Source organism: Streptomyces sp. PKA51 (assembly GCF_057552455.1).
In genome coordinates this window covers 161,480-182,138 of sequence record NZ_BAAJPZ010000011.1, presented here as the reverse complement: position 1 = coordinate 182,138, position 20,659 = coordinate 161,480, and the positions used below count along the sequence as shown (strand labels likewise).

Genomic DNA, 20,659 nt, shown 5'->3' with positions numbered 1-20,659 from the left:
CGTCACCACCCCGGAGGGGCGAGGACGACCTCGCCCGTACCGTCGTCGCCCCAGGTCAGTTCGCGCAGCAGGGCGAGCGTTCCCTCCCGCGGGTCGATCAGGCCGATGCCGCGGCGGGCGTACTCCCGGGCGAGTTCCGGGCCGACCATCCCGCCGTGCGTGCCGTCCGGGGCCCACGGGCCCCAGTGGACGGTCAGCGCCCGCGTACCCGTGGAGCGGTGCCATGCCCGGCCCAGTGCGGCGAGGGCGTCGTTGGCGGCGGCGTAGTCCGCCTGGCCCCGGTTGCCGTGCACGGCCGCGACGGAGCCGAACAGCACGGTGAAGCGGGGTGGCGCGGGGAGTCGGCGCAGCGCGGCGAAGAGCGTACGGGCGCTCTCCGCCTTCGTGTCGTGGACGCGCGCGAAGGACGCCGGGTCCTTGTCGGCGATGAGCCTGTCCTCGATGACTCCTGCGGCGTGCACCAGGCCGTCGATGCGCCCGTGGCGGGCGTGGGTCTCCTTGACCGCCTGCTCGACGGCCGCCGCGTCCCGCAGGTCGACGCAGCGGTAGCGGCCCTCGCCGCCGGCCGCGCGGATCGCGGCCAGGGTCGCCTCGATCTCGCGGCGGGCCAGGAGGAGGCCGGCCTGCCGGTCGATCTCCGCGGGGCGCAGCTCGCCGCTCGCGGCGAGCGCGGCCCGCAGCGCTGCGCGCCCGGTGACGCCGGCCGTGCCGGGCGGCTCGGGGGCGTCGGACAAGGCGGTGCGACCGAGCAGGTCGATGCGGCAGCGGGCGGCGGCCGCGAAGGCGACGGCGACGCGCGCGGCGATGCCGCGCGCCCCGCCCGCGAACAACAGGACGGACTGCGGCCCGAGCCCGAGGGCCTCGGCCGCCCGCTCCGCCGTGGACTCGTCGTCCGTGAGCAGGGGACCCAGCGGGGCCTCCTGCGGCTCGATGCCGAACCGCCGGCCGTCCCCGGTGCGGACGACCACGGGCTCCCGGTCGGGTGCCAGGAGTTCCCCGATGACCGCATCCGCCACGTCGTCGGCGCCCGGGCCGTCGGGAAGGAGCACCAGCCGGGCCGTCGTCTCCGGGTACTCGCGGGCGGCGGTGCGCAGGAAACCGCCCATTCCGTCGCCCTGCCCGTCGTCCCGGCCACCGTCCCCGGCGGGCCGGACGCACAGCAGACGGCGCGGGCCGCGCTGCAGGAGGGCCTTCAGCAGAGGGAAGGCGCCCGGCAGTACGGGACCGGTGGGCCCCGGAAGCAGGATCACCGCGTCCGTCGGCCCGGCCGGGTCGATCGACGTGCCGTCGGCGTGGGTGGTGTGCGCACCGTGCTCGCGGAGCCGGGCGAGGAGGGCCCGGCTGACGTCGGCGGTGCCGCCGAGCACGAGGGCGTGCGTGTCCCGCAGGTCCGGGCAGCCGCCGGATGGTGGTGCGTCGGTCGGCGGTGCGTCGTCCAGCGCCGTCTTGCGCAGGACGTACCGCCGGGGCGCGACTGCGGTCGGCTCGGTGGCCGCGATCTCGTCGGGCTCGCGCTCGGTGTGCGCGGCGGGGGGCTGTGCCGGTGCCGGATCACCCGTGTGCGCGTCCATCCATTCCACGATCGACGCCGCGGTCCGTGCGCGGATCAGGCCCTCCAGATCCGCGTCGTCCGGAATCTGCGCGTCCGCGCCTCCGAGCCGTTTCACCAGTTCGCCCGCGATCTCCGTCCGTTTGATCGAGTCCACGCTCAGGTCGGCCTCCAGGTCGAGCCGGGGATCGAGGATCTCCACCGGATAGCCGGTCCGCTCGCTGATGACCGCCAGCACCGTGCGCAACAGGTCGGGCTCCGCCGCGTCCGCAGGGCGGGCCGCGGGCACCGGTACGGGAGCGGCAACCGTCTCGGTCACCGGCGCGGGAGCCTGCGGCGGGACGGTCGGCGTCCCGCCGAAGTACGACAGCAGCACGTCCCGCTGCGCCGCGATCAGCTCACGGCTGCCGCGCAGGAAGTCCTGGACGAGCACCGCCCGGTCCGCTCCCGCAGTCCCGTTCGTACCGTCACCGCCCTGCGGCGGTGTCAACGGTGCGATCCGGCGGGCCGGTTGCAGCCCTCCGGGCAGCAGCCCGCCGTCCGCGGTGCGCACCAGGTGCCCGTCCACGATCCAGCCGGGGCGCTGCGGTGCCCGCCCGGGCTCGGCCACCACCGCGTCCCTGCCCGCGAACAGCGCTTCCGCGTCGATGTGGACGCCGCCCGCGACCGCCAGCCGGGCCAGCGCCTCCAGATGGCCGCGCAGCCCGGCCGCCGGGTCCGGCTCGAAGGGGACGGCCAGGTGCGGCCGGTCGCCGAGGACGGCGCGCACCAGGCCGGTGAGCACGGTGCCCGGGCCCGCCTCGACGAAGATCCGCGCTCCGGCCGCGTACATCGCCTCGATCTGCTCGGCGAAGCGCACCGGCGCCGTGATCTGTCCGGCGAGGCGGGCCCGCACCTGCGCGGTGTCCGCCGGGTAGGGGGTCGCCGTCAGCCCGGACCACACCGGGATCCGCGGTGCCCGCAGGGGGCGGGAGGCGAGCACGTCGGCGAAGGTCTGCGCCGCGCCGGCCATCATCGGGCTGTGGAAGGCGCACGCCACGTCGAGCGGTTGCGTGTCGAAACCGGCGTCCCGCAGGGCGGCCGCTGCTCGGCCCACCGCCCGGTCCGGCCCCGCGATCGTCGTCTGGGACGGGGAGTTGTGGCCCGCGACCACCACCTCGCCGGCGAACCCGGCCCCGGTCAGGACGGCTTCCACCGCGGCCGCCCCGGCGGCGACGGCGGCCATGGTGCCCGGCTCGTCCCCGGCCGCGCCCAGCATCGCCTCGGCGCGCAGCTCGCTCAGCTCCGGCAGGTCGGCGGCGGGGAACACACCGGCCACGCACAGCGCCACGAGCTCCCCGTAGGAGTGACCCGCGACCATGTCGGGGCGGACACCGAGCTGGGCGAGCACGTCGTGGGCGGCCAGGCCCGCGGCGCCCAGGGCGGGCTGGGCCCGCCGGGTGTCGGCGAGCCGGGCACGCCGGGCGTCCCGGTCGGCCGTATCGAACGCGGCCGGCGGGAACATCGCGGCGGCCGGGGCCCGGCGCAGGTGCTCGTGCGTCTCGGGAAAGGCGGTGAACAGGTCCGCCAGCATGCCGGGCCGCTGGCTGCCCTGGCCGGGGAAGAGGAAGGCCAGCTTGCCGTTCTCGCGGTCGGCCGTGCCGGCCGCGCGCCCGGCGGCGGCCGCCGGGTCGGGCCGCTCGCCGGCGGACGCCGCGTCGGACCGCTCGGCTCCGCCCGTGAAGGCGCCCGTGAAGGCGCCCGTGAAGACGCCCGGCATCGCACGGCCCTCCCGTGCGGCCCGGAGCAGGGCGGGCAGTTCGGCGAGGTCGGCGGCGATCACGGCCGCGGTGACCGGCCCGGCGGCAGGGTCCGCGGCCCGGCGCGCCGCTGTACGGGCGAGGTCGCGGAGCCGCCAGGGTTGCGTGTCCTTCCCGTCCGCGGCGGCGTCCGGCTCGGCCAGGCGCAGCAGCTCCTCGATCGCCGCCTCGCCGCGGAAGAGGAACAGCTCGGCGGGCCAGGCGTCGGCGGCCCGGCGCGGCGGCGCGCCGGTGTCGCATCCTTCCAGCACCACGTGGAAGTTGGTGCCGCCGAAGCCGAAGGCGCTCACGCCGCCCACCCGGTGCCGCGCCGGCGCGGCCCACGGCAGGGCCCGTTGGTGGAAGACGAACGGGCTGCTCTCCGGCCGCCACGCCGGATTGGGCCGGCGGACGTGCAGGGTCGGCGGGCGCACACCGGTGTACAGCGCCAGGGCCGTCTTGATCACACCGGCGAGCCCGGCCGCGCACTTGGTGTGGCCGATCTGCGACTTCACCGAACCGATCACGCACTCCCCCGGCGCGGCCCCCGATTCCCGGAAGACCTCGGTGAGCACGTCGAGTTCGGTGCGGTCGCCGACCACCGTGCCGGTGCCGTGCGCCTCCACCAGGCCGACGCGGGCCGGTGGGATCCGGGCCTGGGCGTAGGCCCGCTCCAGCGCCGTGCGCTGGCCCTCCGGCCGGGGTGCGGTCAGGCCGCGGGAGCGTCCGTCGCTGGCGGAGCCGACGCCTTTGACGACGGCGTAGATCCGGTCGCCGTCGCGCTGCGCGTCGGCCAGTCGTTTGAGCACCACGCAGGCGACGCCCTCGCCCAGGGCGATGCCGTCCGCCGCGGCGTCGAAGGGCCGGCAGCGGCCGGTGGGGGACAGTGCGTGCACGGACGAGAAGAGGACGTAGTCGTTGATGCCGTTGTGCAGGTCGGCGCCGCCGCACAGGACGAGGTCCGCCGTGCCCGTCGTCAGCTCCTTGCAGGCGATGTCGACGGCGGCCAGGGAGGAGGCGCAGGCGGCGTCGACGGTGTAGTTGGCCCCGCCGAGGTCCAGGCGGTTGGCGATCCGGCCGGAGATGACGTTGGCGAGCATCCCGGGGAAGGAGTCCTCGGTGAGGACGGGCAGCTGCTGCGCCAGGTCCTCCGGGAGCCGTCCGCCCAGGTAGGAGGGCAGGACGGTGCGCAGCGCCGTCGCGTGGGAGAGCTCGCTGCCGGCCTCGGCCCCGAAGACCACGGCGGTGCGTGCGCGCGGGAAGTCGCGCTCCTCGTAGCCCGCGTCGGCGAGGGCGCGCCGGGCCGCCTCCAGGGCGAGCAGCTGTACGGGGTCGACGGAGGCGAGGGAGGACGGCGGGATGCCGAAGCGCAGCGGGTCGAAGGGGATGGGGGGCAGGAAGCCGCCCCACCGGGAGGCCGAGGTGTCGTGGGCGGGTGCGTCGGCGCCGTGGTGGAGGGCCGGGTCCCAGCGCTGCGTGGGCACTTCGGTCACCGCGTCCGTGCCGGCGAGCACCTGGGCCCAGAAGGCGTGCAGGTCGGGGGCTGCGGGGAACATGCCGGCCATGCCGATGATCGCGACGTCGAGCGGTGGGGGCGCGGGAGCGGCCGGGGTCGCGCCGGTCGCCGCCGCGGACGGGGCCCCGCCGGTCAGTTCCGCGGCGCGCCGCTCGTGGAAGGCGGCCGCCCCGTCGGTGACGGCACGGTGGAGTGCGGTCACGGTCGTGGTGGCGTCGCGCAGCACGGCCACCTCGCCGGCCATGAACATGCCTGCGTCGAGCTGGCGTTCCTCGCCCACCCGGCGCAGTTCGCCGTCCACGCGCTCGACGCCCTTGGCGGCGATGCGCAGCCGTCCCAGGTTGAGCCGTTCCAGCCGCTCCCAGGCGTCCCGTCCGCGGACGCCCTGGCGGCGCAGGTCCTCCTGGAGCCCGCGGTAGGTGGTGGTGTACGGGCTCGGTACGCAGCGGGTGACGTGGCCCGGCGCGGTGTCCAGCAGGACCGTGCTCCCGGCGCCGAGCACCGTGTGCTGGAAGGCCGGCCGGACCGCGCCGCACTCCACCGCCTCGCGGGTGAAGAGGTAGGCGGTGCCCATCAGGACGCCGACAGCCGCACCGCGCCGGGTGAGGCCGGTGGACAGGGCCGCGACCATGGCCGCCGAGCGCTCGTCGTGGATCCCGCCGGCGAACAGCACCTCGACGGCCGGTGGCTCGTCCGGCTCGTGCCCGCGGTCGTCCAGGAAGCGTTCCAGGACGTCCAGCTGGGCCTCCCAGAGCGGGAAGGAGTTGCTGGGTCCGACGTGGCCGCCGCACTCGGCGCCCTCGAAGACGAAGCGCCGGGCACCCGCGTCGAGGAACTGCCCGAGCAGCCCGGGCGTGGGGACCTGCAGGAAAGTGCGGACGCCGTGGGCCTCCAGCGCGGCGGCCTGTGTGGGGCGGCCACCGGCGAGGACGGCGTGCGTGGGCCGCAGGGCGCGCACGGCTTCGAGCTGGGCGCCGCGCACGTCGTCCGGTGCGAAGCCCAGGATGCCGACGCCCCAGGGCCGTCCGTCGAGCACGGCCCTGGTCTCTTCCAGGAGCGCCCTGGTCTGCTCGGGGCCGGACAGGGCCAGCGCGAGGAACGGCAGGCCGCCGGCCTCCGCGACGGCGGCGGCGAAGCGTGCCTGGTCGCTGACGCGGGTCATCGGGCCCTGCGCGACGGGGAGTTCGGTGCCGAAGGAGCGGCTCAGGGCGGAACCGGGGCGCAGGGCCCCGGCCGCACCGGGGGTTCGCAGCGCGGTGTCGATTCCCTCGCGCACGGCCCGTACCGCGGCGCCCACCGTGCGGTGGTCGCGGGCGAAACGGCGGGCGAGGAAGGCGTCCTGTCCGAGCGGTACGGGGCGCTCCCGCAGCTCGGCGGGGGTGCCCGGCCGGTCGGGGTCCAGCAGGCGCCGTCCGTCGGCGAGGACCGTGGCGGCCGCGTCCGTCGTGCGCAGCAGGCGGGCGAGCGCGGGCGGGACGGTCGCTTCCTCCAGCAGCGCGAGCTGGACGTCGAGTACGACGCCGGCGGCCCCCGCGAGGACGGCGGCCGCGGCGGTGTGCGGCCCGATGCCGCCGCACGCCCAGAGGGGAACGCCGATCCCGGGGTCGGCGAGCAGGTGTTGCAGCAGGACGAAGGTGGACAGTTCGCCGGCCGGGCCACCGCACTCGCTGCCCCGCGCGACGAGGCCGGCCGCCCCGGCCCGTACCGCGGCACGGGCCTCGGCCCGGGAGCGGACCTCGGCCAGGACGGTGAGACCCCGGCCGCCGTCGGCGGGCGGGGCGGCGCCGGGGGCGAGCAGGACGGTGTGCGGCCCCGGTTCGTGCCGGTCGTGCAGCTCGTCCGGGCGGAGCGCGCAGCCCTGCGCGAGGCGGACGCCGAAGGCGCCGCCGGTCCAGCGGCGGGCGAGGGAGAGGGCTTCGCGGGCGCGCGGGCCCCCGTCGCCGAGGTCGAGGACGCCGAGCCCTCCGGCTCTGCCGACGGCTGCGACGAGCCGCGGGTCCGCCTCCCCGAAAGGACTGACACCGATGACGGTTGGCTGCAGCACGAAGGCGGCTCCCCATACTCCCCAGGAACTCTGGAATCAGGACCATGCCGGAGGAGCCGGAGCCAAGGACGAGCGTCCCTGCCTCCGCGGTGGTTTGCGCCTCGGCAGCAAACGTTCCGGATCAACCTTCCACGCCGTCAACCATGGAACAAGTCCGGTTGTACGGCGCACAGTTGCATACACGCGAATCCTTTTGGCGCCCGCGCATCATATTCCGCTTGACAATGGACCTCAATACCTCACCCCTGGAACAGCCGTGGGCCCGTGCAACGCGGCGCGCAGCCCGGCGGTGTCGACGATGCGGGCCCGTGCGGGCAGGACATGACGCAGCAGGGCGTCGTGGGCGTCGGGGTCCGGGTCCGCGACGCCGTCGGAGAGGACGTGGAGCCGGTAATCGCGGTCCGCCGCGTCGAGGACGGTGGACACGACGGCGCCGCTGGTGCTCATGCCGCAGACGACCAGGGTGGTGATGCCGCGCTCGCGCAGTTGCCGGTCGAGGTCGGTGGTGGACATGGCACCGTGGCGGACCTTGCGCACGACGATGTCGCCGTCCCGGGGAGCCAGGCGCTCGTGGACGGCGGCGGCCGGGTCCTCGTGGTGCAGGACGCGGTGCTGGGCCAGCGGGGCGAAGGACTGGTTGGCGGCGGGGGTCGCGTCCCAGTCGGCCTCGGTGAAGCCGACGCGTACGAAGGCGATGGTGCCGCCGTGTACGCGAACGGCGGCGATGGCCTCTTCCACGCGGCCGAGCAGGGCTTCGCGGTGCCCGCCGTCGGGCACGGCGGCGAGGATCGCGGGTTGGCAGTCCAGGACGAGAAGAGCGGTGCGGGCCGGGTCGAGGGCAGGGGCGGTGCTCACGGGAGGGTTCTCCTTGGCTCAGGGGGCGGGGCTCGGGGTGGGGGCCGGTTCCGGCTCGCGCTGCGGTGTGCGGTCGCCTCGGGGCAGCAGGAGCGGGGTGGCCAGGATGAGCAGGCCCGCGACCGCGAGGGCGGTGCGGGGGCCGGTGGCGTCGGCGAGCAGCCCGCCGAGCGCGGTGAGGACGGCGATGGACGCCTGCTGGCCGATCGACCACGCCGACAGGGTGCGGGCGAGGAGATGCTGCGGGGTGTGTTCGAGCCGGTAGGTGGCGAGCACCGGGGTGTACAGGCTCATGTTGATGATGATCGCCAGCTCGACGGCCATCACGGTGACGAGGCCGACGACGCCGGGGCGTACGAAGACCAGGCCGATCAGCCAGACGGCGCGCAGGGTGCCGACGGTCCGGAAGACCCGGTCCCGGCCGTAGCGGGCCACGACACGGCGGGCCAGCCGGGAGCCGATGAGGCCGCCGAGGCAGGGGGCGGCGAAGGCGAGGCCGTACTGCCAGGGCGCGAAGTGGAGTTGGCGCAGCAGGAGCAGGGCGAGCACCGGCTCGGTGGCCATGATCAGACCGGAGACGAGCATGTTGTTGAGGTAGAGCGCCCGCAGGCCGGGATGGCCCATGATGTGGCGCCAGCCGTCGAGCAGTGCGCCTGCCCGGACCGATCCCTCGGCGGGGTTGTGGGGCGCCTCCTCCCGGTCGCGGATCGCGGTGATGCACAGTGCGGAGCACAGGTAACTGAGCGCGTCCGCCACCACGGTGGCGACCGGCCCGAACACGCCGATCGCCGCCCCGCCCAGCGGTGGTCCCACCGCGATGGAGCTCCAGTTCGTCGACTCGAAGCGCGCATTGGCCACGAGCAGGTCGTCCGGCCGGACGACGGACTTGAGGTAGGCGCCGCTCGCCGCACCGGACGCGATCCTGGCCGCGGCGACCACGACCGAGACCACGAGCAGCTGGAGGAACCCGAGGCAGCCGAAGGCGTAGGCGACCGGGATCGTCGCCATGGCCGCGCACCGCGTCAGGTCCGTGGCGATCATGACCGGGCGTTTGCGCCGGAACTCCACCCACGGCGCCAGCGGCACCGCGATCAGCGCGCCCACCGCGGGCCCCACCGCGGAGAGCGCGGACACCTCGGCCGGGCCGGCACGCAGCACCAGTACGGCGATCAGCGGGAGCGCCCCGAAGCCCAGTGCGGACCCATAGGCGCTCACCGCGTACGCCCCCCACAGCCAGCCGAACCGCCGGCCCAACCGTCTCCTGCCCGCCATGCTGCACGTCCCCCTGCCACAAACCGATGTTGACCAGGAAGAGCAAAGCGAGAGGCACTACAGCAGGTCAAACAACCGTGCGACCTGTTGGCCACAACCATTGGTTGTTCATTAGGGTGGCAGCGTGGATCTCGAAGCAGTACGCACCTTCGTCGCCGTCGCGGAAGCGGGGCAGTTCCAGAAAGCCGCCACCGACCTGTCGATCACCCAGCAGGCCGTCTCCAAGCGCATCGCCGCGCTGGAGCGCGACCTCGGCGTGCGGCTGTTCACCCGCACGCCGCGCGGCGCCGAGCCCACCATCGACGGGCAGGCGTTCCTGCCCCACGCACGCGAGCTGCTGCGCACCGCCGAGCGCGCGATCGCCTCCGTGCGCACCGGCCACCGTCCGCTGCGGGTCGACGTGATCAACTCGCGCGGCGCGGCCTCGGGCCTGATGCGCGGCTTCCACCGCGCGCACCCCGGGATCGAACTCGACGTCCTGATGCTGTTCGACATCGAGCCGGCCGTCGCCGCCCTGCGCTCCGGTGCGCTCGACGCGTCCTTCCGCGCCGTCGCCGCGCCCGGCCGGCCCCTCCCCGAGGACATCGCCTCCGTCCGGGTGCTCGACGAGCCGCTCCAGCTCCTCACCGGCCCCGCCCACGCGCTGGCGGGCGCCGGGTCGGTGCCCCTCGGCGAGCTGGTCGGGCACCGGATCTGGATGCCCGGCGTCGTCCCCGGCACCGAATGGACCGCCTACTACGACGACCTCGTCGCCGAGTACGGCCTCACCATCGAGGCGACCGGTCCCAACTTCGGCTCCGACGCCCTCCTCGACACCATCGCCGACACCCCGGCCCTGGCCACCTTCATGGGCGAGCACACCCGGCTCATCTGGCCCGCCGGCCACGGCCTGCGCCGCATCCCGGTGACCGACCCGACCCCCGTCTACCCCCACTCGCTCCTGTGGCACCGCGACAACCCGCACCCGGCGCTGGCCGCCCTGCGTGCCCACCTCGCCGCGACCGGGGGCGGCCACGACGCCGCCGGGACCTGGCGGCCGGGCTGGGTGATCCCGCGCTGAACCGGGCCCTTCGGGCAGGCGCCCCGGCGTGCCGCGCACGGCCTGCAGGTGCCGGATCCCGCCCGTCGTCGGACCCGCCGGGTCCGAACGGCAGCGGGGGGCGGCGGTCAGAGGGGCTGGAGGACCATGAGGATCTCGTCGCGGTCGTCCCCGGGGGCGAAACGCAGGGCACCGGGCCAGCGGCCGATCTCCTTCCAGCCGAACCGCCCGTAGAAGTCCTCCAGTCCGACTCCCCCGCGCGCGGCCAGCCGCAGGTGTTCGAGGCTCATCTCGTCCCGCGCCACCTGGCGGGCCCGTTCGAGCAGCGCGGCACCGATGCCGCGCCCACGGACGTCGGGGTGGGTCTGGACGTGGTGCAGGGTGCCCCAGTGGGCGACGAGGCGGAATGCGTCGCGGCGTACGACCAGCCAGCCCACCGCCTCCCCGTCCAGCAGGGCCACGATCAGCCGGCAGGTCTTCGGGTCGAGACCGGCGAGGAGGGCGTCCAGAGCGGATGCGGCCTGCTCGGCGTCGATGGGCGGGAAGGGGAATCCGGCCGCACCGCCGGCGTTGGTGACGTCGACCCAGCAGTCGGTCAGGGCCTGACGCAGCCGGGCGTCGACCTGGTCGCGGGAGACGAGCTGGCGCAGTTCGAGGGAGTCGGAGTCCTGGTGCATCCTCGGAGTGTGGCAGGCCACCGGTGGGGCAACCGGTGCCGGCCCGTCTAGCCGCCGGCGGTCAGGGCGCGTGCGGCCCGGACGATGTGGGTGCGGGAGATGCCGGCTTCGTCGAGGAGTTCGGCCGTCGTGCCGGACCCGGGCAGGACCGTGACGGCGAGGTGGGCGACCGCGGGAGCGAGGCGTTCGGCCGCGAGTGCGGCCAGGGCGGCTTCGCCGATGCCGCCCTCGGGGTGGTGGTCCTCGGCGATGACGAGCGCACCGGTCTCCCGTGCGGCGCGGGCCAGGGTCGCGGCGTCGACGGGTTTGACGCAGTACAGGTCGACGACGCGGGCGTGGATGCCGTCGGTGGCCAACCGGTCGGCGGCGGCCAGGCATTCGTGGAGGGTGACGCCGGCGCCGACGAGCGTGACCGCGTCGTCGTCGCTGCGGCGCAGCGTCTTGGAGCCGCCGACGGGGAAGTCCTCGTCGGGGGCGTACAGGACGGGGTAGGCGCCCCGCGTGGTGCGCAGGTAGGAGATGCCGGGCAGGTCGGCCATGGCGGCGGTCAGGGCCGTGGCGGAGGTGGCGTCGCTCGGGTACAGCACGGTGGAGCCGTGGACGGCACGCATCATGGCGAGGTCCTCCAGGCCCATCTGGGAGGGGCCGTCGGCGCCGATCTCCACGCCGCAGTGGGAGCCGCACAGGGCCATGGTGGCCCGGGACACCGCTGCCATGCGGATGAAGTCGTGGGCACGGGTGAGGAAGGCGGCGAAGGTGGCGGCGTACGGGCGGTAGCCGCGTACGCCCATGGCGACGGCCGTGGCGATCATCTGCTGTTCGGCGATGTAGGTCTCGAAGTAGCGTTGCGGGTGGGCCTTCTTGAAGTCTTCGGTGTGGGTGGAGTTGCCGACCTCCGCGTCGAGGACGACGACGTCGGGGCGGGCGCCGAGGGCGGCCAGGGCCTTGCCGAAGGCGCTGCGCGTGGCCACGTCCTTCCCGGTGTCGTAGCGGGGCAGCTCGACGGGGCGGGCGGCCGGGCGCGTGGCCGGTGCGCCGGCCGGTGGCCGGGGGCCGCGGACGGACAGGGAGCGCACGCCGCCGAGTTCGGCGACGGCCCGCTCCGCGAGGTCCTCGGGCAGGGGCTTGCCGTGCCAGCCGTTCTTGTCGGCGACTTCGCTCACGCCCCGGCCCTTGACGGTGCGGGCCAGGACGACGGTGGGGGCCTGGTCGTCGGTGGCGGTGGCCAGGGCCCGGTCGACGGCGCCGAGGTCGTGCCCGTCGATCGTGATCGCGCGGCAGCCGAACGCCTCGGCGCGGCGGGCGTACGCGCCGGTGTCCCACCCCAGCTCGGTGGGGCCGCACTGGCCCAGCCGGTTGACGTCGACGACGGCGACGAAGTTGGCCAGCCGGTGCCGCCCGGCCTTGTCGAGCGCCTCCCAGACCGATCCCTCGGCCATCTCGCTGTCACCGCACAGCGTCCACACGCGGTACGGCTGCCGTTCCAGCTCGCGCCCGGCCAGGGCGATGCCGACGGCGTAGGCGATGCCCTGGCCCAGGGAGCCGGTGGCCACGTCCACCCACGGCAGCACGGGGGTGGGATGCCCCTGCAGCCGGGAGCCGAAGCGACGGTAGGTGCCCATCAGCTCGTCCTCGCCGACGACGCCGGCGGCACGGAACATCGCGTACAGCAGGGGCGAGGCGTGTCCTTTGGAGAAGACCAGGTGGTCGTTGGCCGGGTTGCCGGGGTCGTCCCAGTCGTACCGCAGGTACCGGGCCATCAGTACGGCCATCAGGTCGGCAGCCGACAGGCTGGAGGTGGGGTGGCCGGATCCGGCCGAGGTGCTGGCGCGGACGGAGTCCACCCGCAGCTGCTGCGCCAGCTCGAAGACCTGGGTCAGGTCGGTGTCGGGGCCGAGGGGCTCGGTGGGGGCCCGTGCCGTCATGGTGGGTGCTCCCGTCCTTGCGGCCGGCGCGCCCGGCCGCTGTCTTCATCCTGACCGTCCGGCGCTCCACCGGCGGCAGAAACTGGGCCGGAGGGGTGAGGGCGTCGCTTTCCAGGCAGTGGCGCAATGCTTTCCTTGACGCGCCGACCGCTTCGGTAAATCGTGTGACCGCTGCGCTCGCAGGGGGGAGCGGCGCAGGTCAGCGGGGGTTTCCCCCAGCCCCACACGGCCCTTTTCAAGGAGAGTTCCGCCCTTGTCCGGCGAACAGCATCTGCTCAAGGTCTACAGCGACCGCACCTACGTACACACCACCACCGTGCGCCACCAGGGCACCACCGTGGCCCTGGCCATGGACGACCGGCGCCGGCTGGTCTACACGGTCCTGGACCTGGCACGTCACGACGAGTCCAAGGGGGAGCTGGACGCCGCGTACTGGTCGGAGAACCCGCTGCCGCTGCGCCTTCCTTCCGAGGTGGCGGACACCGGCTTCGCGGCCGCCGGGGCCACCGCGTTACCGATGGTGAAGAAGGGCGGGCGCATCGAGGCGGCGGCCGGGGAGCGGCTGGACGAGGAAGAGGTGGACCCGTTCCTGTCCACCACGGCCCGGCTCACGGCCCCGGTGCCCTTCCACGTCCTGTCGGACGGGACGCACGTCGTCGTGCTGCGCCAGTCCATCGGTGCCGATCACCCGGACGCCGTGCACAAGCTGACCGGAGGCGGCTCCTCCGGTGACCCGGGCCGCGGGGACTACGTGACGGACGCGGCCGGCGCCAAGGTGCCGCTGGTGGCGGACACCCTCCTGTGCGACCGTTTCCTCCTCGTGGGCGGCGAGCTCAAGCCCGTACTGGAGGCCCGCTACCGCCGCAGCCGGCACCGGAGCCGGCCCGACTCGGCCAAGGACAGCCTGGGCACCACGGACATGGAAGGCCGCCCCTTCCGCGAGCCGACCCAGGAACTGTCCTTCGTCCGTCACCTGAGCGGCGGCCGGTTCGCCGCCCTGCTCGTGCCCACCGCCGTCCACGGACAGCAGCGCTGGCAGATCTTCGCGCACCACGACGCCACGGGCCGCATCGACTCCTTCAACATCGAGCAGGGCAAGGACGGCCTGTTCAACCTCCAGGGCACCCGGGCATGGACCAGCCCGGATGCCGCCCACCGCGACGCCGTCTACGAACCGGGCCCCGGCACCTGCCCGTTCACCGGCCTGCCGCTCGTACCCGTCGTCAGCACGGAGGGCCACGCCGAGACCGCCCTGGCCTTCGGCGAGGGCGACGCCCACGTCCGCGTGGCCGAGGGGCCCGAGCTCGCCGGGCGGGACTTCACCGTCGAATTCTGGGCGCGGCGCACCGCGCACGCGCGTCAGGAGTTCCTCCTCGGCCACGGCGACGAGGCCGGCAGCCCCCACAAGTCCCTCCACATCGGCTTCCGCGAGGACAACCGCTTCACCTTCGCCTTCTACGCCGAAGACCTCAACGCCGACGTACGGACCGAGGACACCGCCTGGCACCACTACGCCTGCGTCTACGAGCACGCCGCGCGCCGTCAGACCGTCTACCGCGACGGCGAGCAGGCCGGCAGCCGCACCACGGACAGCGGCTACACCGGCACCGGCGCCCTGCTGCTGGGCCGCGCCCTGGCCCAGAGCGCCCGCGCCGAGCTGGACGAGGTGCGGATCTGGGACCGCGCCCGCACCGCCGACGAACTCCGGCGCGACAAGAGCGTGCGCCTCATCGGCAACGACCCCGGGCTCGTCGCCTACTACCGCTTCGACGAGGGCTCCGGCACCCGCCTGCACGACCAGACCGACCACGCCCGCCACGGCGAACTCCTCGGCGGCCCCCGCTGGGTGACCTCCGAGGCCCCCATCGGCGACCACCCCGGCGTGCGGCGCGACAGCTTCACCGTCGCCGGCCGAAGAACCGTCTCCGGGCTCTCCGCCGTCCTGTACCACCAGCAGGAGGAGACCACCACCGGCTACGACCGGGAGCCCAGGCCCGCCAAGCGCCAGGCCCGCGTCCTGCTGTCGTACGCCACCTCCGGCCCCGACCCGAGGACCGGCGCGGAGACCGACGACGCGTACCTGGCCACCATCGACTTCGGCGTCGGGCGCGACGGGCGCCTCGCCCAGGTGCCGGACGAGCTGAAGCTGCCGGTGCTCGCCGCGCCGGAGGGCAGCTCCGACGTCGAGACGATCAGCGAACTGGACGCCCGGATACGGGAGCTCGTCCAGGACATCGCCGCCAAGGAGACCGAGGTCGCCGACCTCGCCCGGCAGACCGCCGACGTGCCGGAGCTGGAGCGACAGCGCGAGATGTACTACGCCGCGTGGCAGGACATCTCCGGCTGGACGTGCCGTCTCCGCTTCAAGAACACCCGGGACGGCAAGCCGCAGTACCTCGCTGTGAAGGACGACGGCGCGGGGAGCGAACCGCCGCTGATCAGGACCTCCGACAAGGAGGCGAAGTCGGCGCTGTGGGCCGTCCTGATCCCCCCGGGCGCCAGCTGGAGCGGCCCCACGCCCTACCACCTGTACAACCCGCACACCGGCAAGGACATGAACGTCGCCGGTGACCGCCAGGACAACGACGCGCCGCTGATCGTGTGGCCACGGAAAGCCACCGCCTGGAACACCCATTTCCACATCGACGAGCGAAGCGACGGTTACCTCACGCTCGTCAACCGCCACAGCGGCAAGGCGGTCTGCGCCCCCGACCGGCTCGGCGACCGCGTCGTCCAGTACGACCCGGCAGCGGTCACCGAGTCCGGCGAGGGGCTGGTCGTCGTCGAACGAGTCGCCCTCCACGACTTCGGCCGCTCCGACGCCCGCGAGGCCGGCAAGCGCATGGAGGCCCTCGACGCCCAGCTCGCCGAGCTCCGCCCGCAGCGCGAACTGCTGGAACGGCGCCGCCGCGAGATCGAGGCCGACCAGGCCGAGCTCACGGCCAAGCGCGACGAGCTCGCCCGCCTCACCGGCGGCCTCAAGGGCGCCGACGACATCGCGCTGCCCGTCCCCCAGCTCTCCCTCGACCGCACCGGCCTGAGCGCCTCCGGCGCGCTGCTGGCCTTCGCCCGCTCCGCCGACCGGCCGTACCTGCTGGACAGCGCCACCGGCAACGTCGTGCTGTACTTCCGCGGCACCAACGGGCAGTTCTTCGCCACCTACTACGACACCACGGTCCTGCGCTCCTCCCGCAGGCTGACGGCCGGCGACGGCCAGGGAGTCACCTTCACCGCCCGCGACTCCGGCACCGGCCTGGGCTCGGTGACCATCCGCGTCACCGCCGGTGACGGACCCGGCCTGTGCGACATGACCATCGAGCGGGGCGAGGAACGCGAGACCTGGCGGGGGCTGCCGCGCCACGCCGCCGACTTCGCCGCGATCGTCAACGGGACGCCGGAGGAGCCCGTCACGATCGGCGCGGTCAAGTCGTTCGACGCGACCACCAGAATCCTGTCCGGCGGCAAGTCCGGCGACGTCGTCGGCGGTGTCCTCCGGCTCGCCGAACCCCTCTCCGCCGCCCTGCCCGCCGGTACGCCGGTCACCCTCGGCGGTCACCTCTACCTCACGGAGACCGCTTGCGCGCCCGGAGCCACGTCGCTCCGGCTGGACGCCGGCGAGGGCGGCCCCGAGCCGCAACCGGGCGAGGCGGTCCAGCGGCTGCGCTACGACCACCGCCGCGCCTCCTCCAACCGCCCCGGCGTCCCGCTCTCCGCGGGCTCCCGGCTCGTGCTCGCCGACCCGGGCACGGCCCGGGAGGTCCCGCTCGGTGAGGTCGCGGACCTCGTCGCCGGGCACGGCTGCCGCTGGCGCGCCGACAAGCCCGGCCGGGCCTACTCCTTCGACGGGCAGCGCAACGCCCTCACCCTGCCCCAGGAGCAGCTCGACCGGGTGGCGGTGGCCCGCGACCTGACCCTGGAGGCGTGGGTCAACCCCGAGGCGGTGTCCGGCGCGGCCAGGATCGTGCACGCCGGCACCGGCGACGTCCCGTACACGCTGGGCCTGCTCGCCCCGCCCGCCCCCGTCGTGCCCGCGCTGGCCTTCGACGGCAGGAGCGGCGTGGCCATGACCGAGAAGGCCTTCAGCCTCGCGGGCCGGTCCTTCACGGTGGAGTTCTGGGCGCGGCGCACCAAGGAGTGGGACGGCAAGGCGCAGTACGTCGTCGGCCACGGCACCTCGCACGCCACCACCCGTGGCTCCCTGCACATCGGCTGGCGCGAGACCAGCACCTTCACCTTCGCCTTCTACGGCGACGACCTCACCACCACCCACGGCCAGGACTACGCCGGCTGGCACCACTGGGCCTGCGTCTTCGACGCGACCACCCGGGAGCAGGTGATCTACCGGGACGGCGTCGCCGAGGACCGGCGCATCGCCACGGGTACGTACCAGGGCGACGGCCTCTTCAGCTTCGGCAGCCACTTCGGCGGCTGGGTGCCCGACTACGCCGCCGTGGAGATGGACGAGGTGCGGCTCTGGGGCACCGCCCGCACCGCCGCGGAGATCCGGGACCGCAAGAACGTACGGCTGACGGGCAAGGAGCCCGGCCTGATGGGCTACTGGCCCGCAGGCGACCCGCTGGACCGGGTGGACGGCAAGCCCGGCGTTCTGGACCGCTCGGGCAACGACCGGCACGTCCACCTGCGCGGCGGCATCACCACCGTGACCACGACCGCTGAGCTCAAGCAGGCCGCGGAGACGACCTACCGCGTCGTCGCCGGGGCCGGTGACCGGCTGGTGGCCACCCGCGACACCTTCCCGCCGCACCAGTGGACCCACCTCGCCGCCGCCTACGAGCAGTCCTGGGCCGTCGAACTCTCCGACGGCGCGTACCTGGAGGCGGCCGACAACGACGCGCTCGACATCGCCGACGACCTCACCGTCGAGGTCTTCTGCCGCGTCGCCGCCCTGGGCGCGACACAGGGCCTGCTCTCCAAGGGCCGTACCGCCGACGGCTCCGGCGGCAGCGTCCCGTACCGGCTGCTCGTCCTGCCCGACGGAAAGCTGGAGTTCGGCTTCGAGGAGCCGGACGGCAAGCTGGTGAGCTTCACGTCCACCGGGGCCGTCGCCGCGGGAACGTTCCACCGCCTCGCCGTCGTCCGCAAGAGCGGCCGGTCGATGCACGAGCGCAAGGGCAACAAGGAGATCACCGCCGCGGGCGCCGACGGCAAGCCCGTCCAGCAGACCGTCGAGCTGGTGGAGTCCGTCGACGTCCAGGAGTGGCAGGACATCCGCTTCTTCATCGACGGCCGCGAGGCCGGCTCCGCCCGCTACGAGGGCCCCGGCGCCAAGGGCAACACCGGCACGCTCGACATCGGCCGCGCCCGCACGGGCCCGGACGTCCACTCCTTCACCGGTGTCGTCGCCGAAGTCCGGCTGTGGGGCCTCGCCCGTGACGCCGCGCAGCTCGGCACGCCCGTCTCCGCCCGCGACCGCGGCCTGACCGCCCGGTGGCGCTTCGAGGAGAACGCCGGCAACACCGCCGCCGACACCACCGGCTCGCACCCCGCCCGGCTGCGCGGCGCCCGCTGGACCCGCAACCCCGACCCGCGCGGCAGCGCCTTCCGGCTCTACCGCAACGGCATCTCCGTGGCCTGCGACCCCCTCGACGCCAAGGACTTCGCCGACTACGGCGACGCCCAGCTCTCCCTCGGCGCCCGGCTCGAGGGCGGCGAGGTCACCCAGCCCTTCCGCGGCATCCTGGAGGAGGTGCGCGTCTGGCGCACCGCCCGCACCCAGGAACAGGTCCTCGACAACCTCTTCACCCGCCTCAAGGGCGAGAAGGAGGACCTGATCGCCTACTGGTCCTTCGACCGCGCCTCCACCGACGAGAGTGCGAACCTGGTCCGCGACGAGGGCCTGCGCGGCAACGACCTCACCCTCCCCGACGCCCCCCGGCGCCCCGCCGCCGTCCTGTCCACCGCCCCCGTCTCCAGCGACACCGCCCAGGTCCGCTCGGCCCTGGCCGCCATGCGCACCCCCTTCCACGAGACGGTCTCCGCCGCGCCCGCCGTCGCCGAGTACGCGGACATGCAGTACACCGCCAAGGGCGAGGCGTTCGGCGTGCTCAAGCGGGCGTACGGCTGTCTGCGCAACGGCCGCTGGCACCTGGTCACCGGCTACAAGGTCGGCGACCTGATCAGCGAGTGGGTCGGCCAGGTCCAGTTCGACCCGCAGCTCGTCGGCTACGTCGAGGGCGCCCCGCCGGTGCCGTCGGAGAACCTCACCCCCAACACGGTCGATCCCGACCGGGCCACGTACGACGGCGCGTCGTCGGTGACGTTCACCGAGGCCGAGGAGGTGGTCCACTCCCTGTCGTCGGCCAAGGAGCGCAGCGTCGACGCCGCCTTCTCCTTCGCCCTCTCCAACGAGGTCGACGTCGACATGTGGATGATCGCCGCGCCGCTGGGCTTCGGTGTCGCCAAGTCCATGGCCAAGGCCAAGGTGTCGGTGGGCGTGCGCGGCAGCCTGGAGTTCTCCAACAGCTGGGCCGACGAGACCGTGGTCTCGCAGGGCGAGAACACCGCGCGGGCGATGAAGGTGGACCTCTCCGGCAGCTGGGAGGACCCGCTCAAGCCGCTCAATCCGGCGCTCGGGCGCCGCTACGTCCCCGTCAACACCGGCTTCGCGGTGGTCCAGTCGCAGACCGCCGACGTCTTCGCCCTGCGGCTCGCGCACAGCGGCGCCCTGGTCGCCTACCGCATCCAGCCCAACCCCGACATCCCCAAGGACTGGAACGTCGTCCCCTTCCCCCTCAACCCCCGCTACACCAAGCAGGGCACCCTCGACGGCGCGGTCGGCTACGACGAGCGGGGCAAGGTCCTCGACCCGGACTACGCCGGCGCCCGCGACCACGGCGAGTACAGCTACTACAAGCCGCGCGAGGCCTACGCGATCAAGCGCCGCATCCAGCGCGAGCAGCAGCGGCTGCGCGGCTACTACGAGTCCGTCTCCACCGAGACCCACGCCCCCGACCCCACCGCCGAGCGGGCGGGCCGCGTCCTGGGCGGCGCGATCGGCGGCGAGACGGCACCCGGCAAGGGACGCGACACGACCGGCAACACCACCGGTGACGGCTTCTCCCGGCGCGACCTGGTCAACACCTACGTCTGGACGGCGGACGGCGGTTTCTTCTCCGAGACGACACAGACCACCGACGTGGTGAGCGAGACGACCTCGGGCTCCTACTCGCTGTCCGGCTCGGTGGGCGCGTCCGTCGGCACGTCCTTCGACGTCATGGGCGTCGGGATCAACGCCCAGCTCGACGCCTCCGTCGGCGGCGGCATGACCGTCACCCGGGCCCGCGGCAAGGAGGCGACACGCTCCTTCGGGCTCGACGTCACCTGCTCCCCCTCCGGGAACGTCCAGCAGTACGACGCCAACCGCAAGCCCGTCTTCGACGCCGACGGCAACCCGGTCAACGCGCCGGGCAAGGTCGACGCGTACCGGTTCCTCACCTTCTACCTCGGCGAGGACACCGAGCACTTCGACACCTTCTTCCACAAGGTCGTCGACCCGAAGTGGCTGGAGAACGCCACCGACCCCAACGCCGCGGCCCTGCGCCAGGCCCGCCAGTCGGACCGCAAGCCGCCGTGCTGGCGGGTGATGCACCGCGTCACCTTCGTCAGCCGGCTCCTGCCGCCCGTCACGAGCGCCGCCGCCCCGCCCCTGGAGCGCGCCGTCCGGGAGCTGGACCTGGCGAGCAACTACGAGCTCGTGCGCCGCCTCGACCCGTACGTCAAGGGCGCGACCACGAGCCTCGCCGACCTGGGCACGGCGGTCCGCGAGGCCCTCGGCACCCACCTGCCGGGTCTGCTCCCGCACGCCGACGCGGTGACCGGCTTCATGGCGCAGTACTACGGAGTGGAGGCCTAGGATCCGCCCGGCGGATCTTCATCGCGGCACAGCCCCGCGCCCCGCAAGGGGCGCGGGGCTGTGCCGATCTGCGGCTGCCGCCGCGTGGGCGCGACAAGCCACGACGCACCCGCAGACGGGGGCTGCATGAT

At 74.3% G+C, this 20,659-nt stretch carries 7 protein-coding genes; 2 read left to right on the top strand and 5 right to left on the bottom strand.

Going from position 1 to position 20,659, the window contains the following annotated elements:
* Positions 1 to 2 precede the first annotated feature (2 nt).
* The 3 genes from AC27L3_RS18490 to AC27L3_RS18480 form a co-directional block, all read right to left on the bottom strand.
* Positions 3 to 6,887, bottom strand: coding sequence for an SDR family oxidoreductase (locus AC27L3_RS18490; RefSeq protein ID WP_487235141.1), 6,885 nt, complete (start codon positions 6,885 to 6,887; stop codon positions 3 to 5).
* Positions 6,888 to 7,118: 231 nt separating this feature from the next.
* Positions 7,119 to 7,742 (bottom strand): cysteine hydrolase family protein, encoded by a 624-nt coding sequence (locus AC27L3_RS18485; protein WP_487235140.1) that lies wholly within the window; start codon positions 7,740 to 7,742, stop codon positions 7,119 to 7,121.
* 18 nt (positions 7,743 to 7,760) lie between these two features.
* Positions 7,761 to 9,014: an MFS transporter gene (locus tag AC27L3_RS18480; RefSeq protein ID WP_487235139.1), complete on the bottom strand. Its 1,254-nt coding sequence runs from the start codon at positions 9,012 to 9,014 to the stop codon at positions 7,761 to 7,763.
* Between the two features lie 124 nt (positions 9,015 to 9,138).
* Between AC27L3_RS18480 and AC27L3_RS18475 the strand changes: the two genes are divergently transcribed.
* Complete coding sequence (locus AC27L3_RS18475) at positions 9,139 to 10,074, top strand: LysR family transcriptional regulator (RefSeq protein WP_487235138.1); 936 nt, start codon at positions 9,139 to 9,141, stop codon at positions 10,072 to 10,074.
* A 107-nt stretch (positions 10,075 to 10,181) separates the two neighbouring features.
* Here AC27L3_RS18475 and AC27L3_RS18470 read toward each other — a convergent pair whose 3' ends face one another.
* Both AC27L3_RS18470 and AC27L3_RS18465 read right to left on the bottom strand, forming a co-directional pair.
* Positions 10,182 to 10,730, bottom strand: coding sequence for a GNAT family N-acetyltransferase (locus AC27L3_RS18470; RefSeq protein ID WP_487235137.1), 549 nt, complete (start codon positions 10,728 to 10,730; stop codon positions 10,182 to 10,184).
* Between the two features lie 47 nt (positions 10,731 to 10,777).
* The gene (locus AC27L3_RS18465) at positions 10,778 to 12,655 is read right to left on the bottom strand and encodes a transketolase (protein WP_487235136.1); all 1,878 of its coding nucleotides are present in this window, start codon (positions 12,653 to 12,655) and stop codon (positions 10,778 to 10,780) included.
* Positions 12,656 to 12,908: 253 nt separating this feature from the next.
* On the opposite strand from AC27L3_RS18465, the gene AC27L3_RS18460 reads away from it, so the two are divergent.
* Positions 12,909 to 20,528 carry a LamG-like jellyroll fold domain-containing protein gene (locus tag AC27L3_RS18460; protein ID WP_487235135.1) on the top strand — a complete coding sequence of 2,540 codons (7,620 nt, stop codon included), beginning with the start codon at positions 12,909 to 12,911 and terminating at the stop codon, positions 20,526 to 20,528.
* Positions 20,529 to 20,659 lie beyond the last annotated feature (131 nt).

Coding starts and splice junctions, on each gene's coding strand:
- AC27L3_RS18480 (WP_487235139.1), bottom strand. CDS start 9,014: ATGGCGGGCAGGAGACGGTTGGGCCGGCGGTTCGGCTGGCTGTGGGGG.
- AC27L3_RS18470 (WP_487235137.1), bottom strand. CDS start 10,730: ATGCACCAGGACTCCGACTCCCTCGAACTGCGCCAGCTCGTCTCCCGC.
- AC27L3_RS18465 (WP_487235136.1), bottom strand. CDS start 12,655: ATGACGGCACGGGCCCCCACCGAGCCCCTCGGCCCCGACACCGACCTG.